Origin of the sequence: Methylophaga sp. UBA1464, from assembly GCF_002325665.1 — a bacterium.
Taxonomy (GTDB): Bacteria; Pseudomonadota; Gammaproteobacteria; order Nitrosococcales; family Methylophagaceae; genus Methylophaga.
Window position 1 is genome coordinate 1 of the sequence record NZ_DCSO01000026.1, and the last position, 5507, is coordinate 5507.

Sequence of the window (5507 nt, forward strand, 5' to 3'; positions counted from 1 at the left end):
CGCTGGCGGGCAGGATCACATCGGCAAAATTCGCGGTCTCGGTCAGGAAGATATCCTGCACCACCAGAATATCCAGCTCGGATAATGCCTGCCTTGCATGGTTGGCATCGGGATCCGACATTGCCGGGTTTTCACCCATGATATACAGACCATTCAACTTGCCAGCATGAATCGCATCCATGATTTCCACCACCGTGAGACCCGGTTTGGAATCAATTTCTGAGCCCCATAACTGTTCAAGATTATGCCGCGCGGAATCGTCTTCCACTTTGTAATAGTCCGGCAATCGCATCGGGATAAGTCCCATATCCGACGCACCCTGAACATTATTCTGTCCGCGTAATGGATGCAGTCCGGTTCCCGGTCGACCAATCTGTCCGGTCATTAACGACAGTGAAATCAGGCAACGGGCATTATCAGTACCATGAACGTGCTGCGATACCCCCATACCCCATAAAATCATCGCGGCATCCGCTTTGGCGTAGAGTCGCGCAACTTCTCGCAATGTTTGTGCAGGAATGCCACAAATCGGCTCCATCAGTTCCGGCGTATACTTCTGCAGATGTTTTTTCATCGCCTCAAAGCCCAGCGTACGCTCGGCTACAAAGCGTTGATCCACCAGATTTTCTTCAACAATGACATGCATGATGGCATTAAGCATCGGCACGTCACTGCCCGGTTTAAAGGCCAGATGATGTGTCGCCATCCGCGATAACTCGGTAGTACGCGGATCCAGCAGAATCAGTTTGGTACCAGCACGCAATGCATTTTTCATCCAGGTCGCACCCACCGGGTGATTCACGGTCGGATTGGCACCAATCAACACAATCACATCGGCTTTGTCTACGTCAGCGACCGGATTGGATACCGCGCCGGAACCAAGACATTCCAGCAATGCCACCACTGAGGAAGCATGGCAGAGACGGGTACAGTGATCGACATTATTGGTTTTGAAACCGGTACGGATCAGTTTCTGGAACAGATAAGCTTCTTCGTTACTGCCTTTCGCACTGCCAAAGCCGGCTAATGCATTCGGGCCTTTTTGATCGCGGATATTCAGAAAGCCTTTGGCGGCCATATCCAGCGCTTCTTCCCAGGTGGCTTCACGGAAGATTTTATCAATATCGTTGGGTTCCATCGTAAAGTCACCGGCTTTCGGCGCACCCTCACGGCGGATAAGTGGTTTGGTTAAACGGTGTGGATGATGTACATAGTCAAAACCATAACGGCCTTTGACACATAAGCGTCCGTGATTGGCAGGGCCATCACGACCTTCAACATATAAAATCTTGTCGTCCTTGATGTTGTAAGTCAGCTGACAACCCACACCACAGTAAGGACAAACGGACTCAACCTGGCGATCCGGTTCCACCATGGCCACTTCATTGGCAGGCATCAACGCACCGGTCGGGCAAGCCTGTACACATTCGCCACAGGCGACACAGGTGCTTTCACCCATCGGGTCATCAAGGTCAAAGACAATTTCGGTATGACTGCCACGCATGGCCAAACCAATGACGTCGTTATTCTGCTCATCGCGGCAGGCACGCACACAACGGGTACACTGAATACAGGCATCCATATTCACGGCAATACCTGGATGAGACAGATCCGGAGCGGCTTGCTTGCGGGGTTTAAAACGCGGCGTACTGACTTCCAGTTTACTGGCCCAGTAATCCAGTTCGGAATGCAGTGTATGCGGCTTTTCTGATACGTCTGACTTGAGCAACTCAAGCACCATTCGTTGTGAATGCAAAGCCCGTTCACTGTTGGTCTGCACTTTCATGTCATTGCCGGGGTAACGGCAGCATGAAGGGGCTAAAACGCGCTCGCCTTCAATTTCCACCATGCAGGCACGACAGTTACCATCCTGTCCTTCTCGTTCTGAATAACACAGGTGGGGTATCTCGATACCTTCACGTTCGGCAGCTTTTAATATTGTTTCATCAGCTCTTGCACTGATTTGCTGGCCGTTGAGCGTAAATTGGATCATTTCTACGCTGTCTTGTAATTGAGTGGCCATTATTTCAACTCCTCAGGGAAATACTTGACGACGCATCGCAACGGATTGGGAGCAGCTTGCCCCAGACCACAAATTGACGCATCTACCATTACTTGAGACAACTCTTCGAGCAATGGTTCGTCCCATTTAGCCTGTTTCATTAAGGTAACCGCTTTGGCAGTGCCTACCCGACAAGGCGTACATTGGCCGCAGGACTCGTCTTCAAAGAAACGCATGGCATTGACTGCCAGGTCACGTGCCCGGTCTTTATCAGAGAATACAATCACTGCTGCCGAACCGATAAAACAGTCGTATTCATGCAAGGTATCGAAATCCAGTGGTACATCACCCAGCGAAGCAGGCAAAATACCGCCTGATGCTCCTCCTGGGAAATAACCGTAAAACTCATGGCCTTCCAGCATGCCACCACAATATTCATCAATCAGTTCACGCATCGTGATACCCGCAGGGGCCAGATGCACACCCGGTTTATTGACACGTCCACTGACAGAAAACGAACGCAGACCTTTACGGCCATGGCGTCCATGATCAGTGAAACATTGCGGACCTTTTTCCAGAATATCGCGAACCCAATACAACGATTCCATATTGTGTTCCAGCGTCGGCCGGCCAAATAACCCCACCTGGGCAACAAATGGGGGACGCAGCCTTGGCATGCCGCGTTTGCCTTCAATGGATTCAATCATTGCAGACTCTTCACCACAGATATAGGCACCTGCCCCGCGTCGTAAATGGATAGTTGGTAAATTGGTTACCGGTGGATGAGCGCGTAGTTTGGCAATTTCCTGTTCCAGCATCACCCGAATAGCAGCGTACTCATCACGCAGATAAATATAGATTTCATTAATATCCACCGCCCAGGCTGCAATCAGCATGCCTTCGAGGAAACAGTGTGGATCACGATCCAGATAATATTTATCTTTAAATGTACCCGGCTCGCCTTCATCAATATTGACGGCCATTAATCTCGGTGCAGGTTGGTCACGCACAATGCGCCATTTACGACCTACCGGGAAACCAGCCCCACCCAGACCGCGTAATCCCGAATCATCCATCATGTCGAGCACATTCTCGACTTTATGCTGACCCGCCATGCACTGTTGATAAATGGAGTAACCACCATTTTCCACATACTGTTCAAACAAAATCGGTGCAATCGTTTCAGGCTCCGTGACATTCTGTTCAACCAGTTCATCGACTTTTTGAACATCGGCAAACTCAACAGGATGCATACCCACTACGGCAACCGGGGCTTTGTCACAACGTCCGATACAAGGGACACGCTGTACTCGTACTTTTTGGCCCATTGCCGTTTCAAGCGAATCGATAAGACCTTCTGCACCGGCCATTTCGCAGCTCATGGAATCACAGACCCGCACGGTTAAATCAGCCGGGATGGTATCGCCTTCTTTAATCACATCAAAATGATGGTAGAAGGTGGCTACTTCATAGACTTCTGCCCGTGACAATTTCATTTCATAGGCTAACGCAACTAAATGTGCTGCCGAGATATGTTTGTAAAAGTCCTGGATTTTATGCAGATGTTCTATCAAAAGATCTTTTTGTCTGGATGCATCGCCCAGCAATTGCCGGACTTCGGCCAACGCTTTGGGATCAATCTGCCGACCTTTACTGGTAATGCGTGCCAACTTGGTTTTTTTACCAGTTTTTTGAGCACTGATGGGTTGCTCGATCATGTACTGCCTCTCTCACTTCTTAGCCTGCTTTGGCTTTTATAATTTAAAATCCTGTCAAAACTATCATGGCTAACTGCTGTTGTGAAGCCTGATGACGACCGAAAATTAAAGCGAAATCAAGCTTTTGTTTAAAGATAAGATTAAGCGCTTTGGCAAGAGTTCAAAAATGCACTAAATAAATGCACAATGCACCGTTGAGTTGGTTTTAGGCGATGTTGAAAGGAAAAAAATGATCCAAATTGGAGCAGGAGAGAAATTCGTTTTGATAGCTCAAAAAAACAACAGCCGAACAGTTTTCACTGTCCGGCTGATAACAGGTATCTGATTTGCGCAAATTACTGTCTGGGTTTTTGTGGTGCTTGTTCCAGTTCTTTTAACCACAAATCATGGTGTTGTTCAGCCCAGGCAACATCAACGTGTCCGGTTGTCATACCTTCAAGTGCGCCTTCCGTACCGATGGTACCGATGTAGATATGCCCGAGTGAAAATGCCATTAACAGCATTGCTGTCAGAATATGAATCAGATGGGCGACAATAATAACGAAACGCTCTTGACCAAAGTTAGGGAAATCCAGCACCAGGCCCGAAAAGCATAATGCCACACCGGCCGTTGCCAAAGTCCAGAACCACACTTTCTCCCCACCATTAAATTTACCAGCAGAGGGATGCTTATCACCTATCATGCCACCAAAGTCTTTAAACCACTGGATATCCACTTTGGTGAACAGATTATTTTTGAACCATTTAATGAGGATAATAAACAAAGCCACCATAAACACAGGGCCTAGTACGTTGTGTATCCATTTGGCGGCAGTGGCGTATGCAGAAAACCCCGGATAGCCCAACAACGGTATCAAAGCGAAACGCCCGTACAATAAGCTCAGACCAGTGATTGCCAGCAAGATAAACAATGTTGCTGTAGTCCAATGCAAACGCCGCTCATTTAATGTCCAACGCTCAACGGTCTTGCCAGTTCGAGGATGATTGAGTTTGACCTCACCCCGCCATAAATAAAATGCTGCGAGAATCACTAACACGCCGCTGAGTAACCAGGCACCGTACGTTGCAATAGGACCATTACGCAACTGACGCCAGTTTTGACCAGCGCCTTCAATCAGTACATTGGTTTCCTGACCTTTAACCGCACTGTAACCTTTGTTGCCTTCACGAACCTGACGCCAGGTATCAGCACGCGGATTGGATTCTTCTGCAACAGTATCCGTGCCGGTGAAGTGTACATATAAATATCCGGTTAACGGCAACACCAGAATAGCCAACACAATGATCAGCATTGCCCAGAGCGATGTTTTTTTACGATTATTCATAGTAGCCGTTGCAGACATGCTTACTCCGTTAGCGATCCGTTTGTACGCTGTTGAAACGTTGCTTTAAGACCTCAGCACGTTCTTCTGCAGATAAAGCATGACTATCTTCCTTGCCTTTATAAACGCCCGCTTTATGCATGGTTACATCAGTGTCTTCGTAACAGGCAGAAAGTAGAAAGGCGCCAAGCATTAAAATAATCAATCTCATGATTAATCCTTGTAGGCTGTTGCCCAACCCCAGTTATCAGGACGTCCACCGCGGCGTACCACACGACTGCGGAACAAATCAGCAACAATATCACCATCACCAGCAATTAATGCTTTTGTAGAACACATTTCAGCACACAATGGCAGTTTACCTTCGGCTAAACGGTTACGACCATATTTTTCAACTTCAGCCGCCGAGTTATCTTCTTCCGGGCCACCCGCACAGAAAGTACATTTGTCCATTTTGCCGCGGGC

General features: G+C 48.2%; 4 protein-coding genes and 1 pseudogene. All 5 read right to left on the reverse strand.

The window, feature by feature from the left end; genetic code table 11:
- Window positions 1-2023 (reverse strand): molybdopterin-dependent oxidoreductase (locus tag B3O33_RS02580; RefSeq protein WP_292362868.1); only part of this gene is annotated, 2023 nt, incomplete at its 3' end.
- A complete protein-coding gene (locus B3O33_RS02585) occupies window positions 2023-3720 on the reverse strand; it encodes an NAD(P)H-dependent oxidoreductase subunit E (protein WP_292362142.1) in 1698 nt (565 codons plus the stop codon). The genes B3O33_RS02585 and B3O33_RS02580, both read right to left, overlap by 1 nt.
- A gap of 335 nt (window positions 3721-4055) precedes the next feature.
- Window positions 4056-5063, reverse strand: a complete 1008-nt coding sequence (locus tag B3O33_RS02590; RefSeq protein ID WP_292362141.1) for a formate dehydrogenase subunit gamma — start codon at window positions 5061-5063, stop codon at window positions 4056-4058.
- Window positions 5064-5073: 10 nt separating this feature from the next.
- Window positions 5074-5253 (reverse strand): hypothetical protein, encoded by a 180-nt coding sequence (locus B3O33_RS02595; RefSeq protein WP_292362140.1) that lies wholly within the window; start codon window positions 5251-5253, stop codon window positions 5074-5076.
- A 2-nt stretch (window positions 5254-5255) separates the two neighbouring features.
- A pseudogene (locus B3O33_RS02600) lies at window positions 5256-5507 on the reverse strand (formate dehydrogenase); the annotation flags it as partial.

Coding starts and splice junctions, on each gene's coding strand:
- B3O33_RS02585 (WP_292362142.1), bottom strand. CDS start 3,720: ATGATCGAGCAACCCATCAGTGCTCAAAAAACTGGTAAAAAAACCAAG.
- B3O33_RS02590 (WP_292362141.1), bottom strand. CDS start 5,063: ATGTCTGCAACGGCTACTATGAATAATCGTAAAAAAACATCGCTCTGG.
- B3O33_RS02595 (WP_292362140.1), bottom strand. CDS start 5,253: ATGAGATTGATTATTTTAATGCTTGGCGCCTTTCTACTTTCTGCCTGT.